Source organism: Streptomyces galbus, from assembly GCF_005280195.1.
GTDB classification, from domain to species: Bacteria; Actinomycetota; Actinomycetes; order Streptomycetales; family Streptomycetaceae; genus Streptomyces; species Streptomyces galbus.
The window spans coordinates 1-1,341 of record NZ_SZPR01000060.1; the positions used below are offsets into that span (position 1 = coordinate 1).

The 1,341-nt window shown below is 68.4% G+C and carries 1 protein-coding gene; it reads right to left on the reverse strand.

The window, feature by feature from the left end; genetic code table 11:
* On the reverse strand, positions 1-1,341 hold a 1,341-nt coding region (locus E4U92_RS35275; protein ID WP_137304538.1), incomplete at both ends, for a (Fe-S)-binding protein.

The window sequence follows — 1,341 nt, forward strand, 5'->3', positions numbered from 1 at the left end:
GACCCGGCAGCCCGGGCAGGCGGTGGAGACGATGTCGGGGTTGAGCGACAGGGCCACATCGACGCGTTCGTTGTGGATGCGCTTGCCGATGCGCTCTTCCATCCACATCCGCGCGCCGCCGGCGCCGCAGCAGAAGCCGCGTTCCTTGTGGCGGTGCATCTCCTCGTTGCGCACGCCGGGCACGGCGGCGATGATCTCGCGCGGCGGGGTGTAGATCTTGTTGTGGCGGCCCAGGTAGCAGGGGTCGTGGTAGGTGATGATGCCCTCGACGGGGGTGACGGGGATCAGCCTGCCTTCGTCGACGAGGTGCTGCAGCAGCTGGGTGTGGTGGATGACCTCGTAGTCGCCGCCGAGCTGGGGGTATTCGTTGCCGAGGGTGTTCAGGCAGTGCGGGCAGGTCGCGACGATCTTCTTCGCCGAGCGCGGCTTGGCCGACTCCGGGAGCACCTTGCCCTCGTCGTCCGTCTCCTCGCCGAAGGCCGTGTTCAGCGCGGCGACGTTCTCCATGCCGAGTTCCTGGAAGAGGGGCTCGTTGCCCAGGCGGCGGGCGGAGTCGCCGGTGCACTTCTCGTCGCCGCCCATGATGGCGAACTTCACGCCGGCGATGTGCAGGAGTTCGGCGAAGGCCTTGGTGGTCTTCTTCGCGCGGTCCTCCAGGGCGCCGGCGCAGCCGACCCAGTACAGGTACTCGACCTCGGTGAGGTCCTCGATGTCGCGGCCGACGACGGGGATGTCGAAGTCGACTTCCTTGAGCCATTCCAGGCGCTGCTTCTTGGCCAGGCCCCAGGGGTTGCCCTTCTTCTCGAGGTTCTTCAGCATCGTGCCGGCCTCGGAGGGGAACGCGGACTCGATCATGACCTGGTAGCGGCGCATGTCCAGGATGTGGTCGACGTGTTCGATGTCGACGGGGCACTGCTCGACGCAGGCGCCGCAGGTGGTGCACGACCACAGCACGTCCGGGTCGATGACGCCGCCTTCTTCGGCGGTGCCGATCAGGGGCCGTTCGGCCTCCGCCAGGGCCGCCGCGGGCACGTCCTTCAGCTGTTCGGCGGTGGCCTTCTCCTCGCCTTCCATGCTCTTGCCGCCGCCGGCGAGCAGGTAGGGGGCCTTGGCGTGGGCGTGGTCGCGCAGCGCCATGACCAGCAGCTTGGGGGAGAGCGGCTTGCCGGTGTTCCAGGCGGGGCACTGCGACTGGCAGCGGCCGCACTCGGTGCAGGTGGAGAAGTCCAGCAGGCCCTTCCAGGAGAACTGCTCGACCTGGGAGACACCGAAGACGTCGTCCTCACCGGGGTCGGTGAAGTCGATCGGCCTGCCGCCCGACGTCATCGGCAGCAGCGCGCC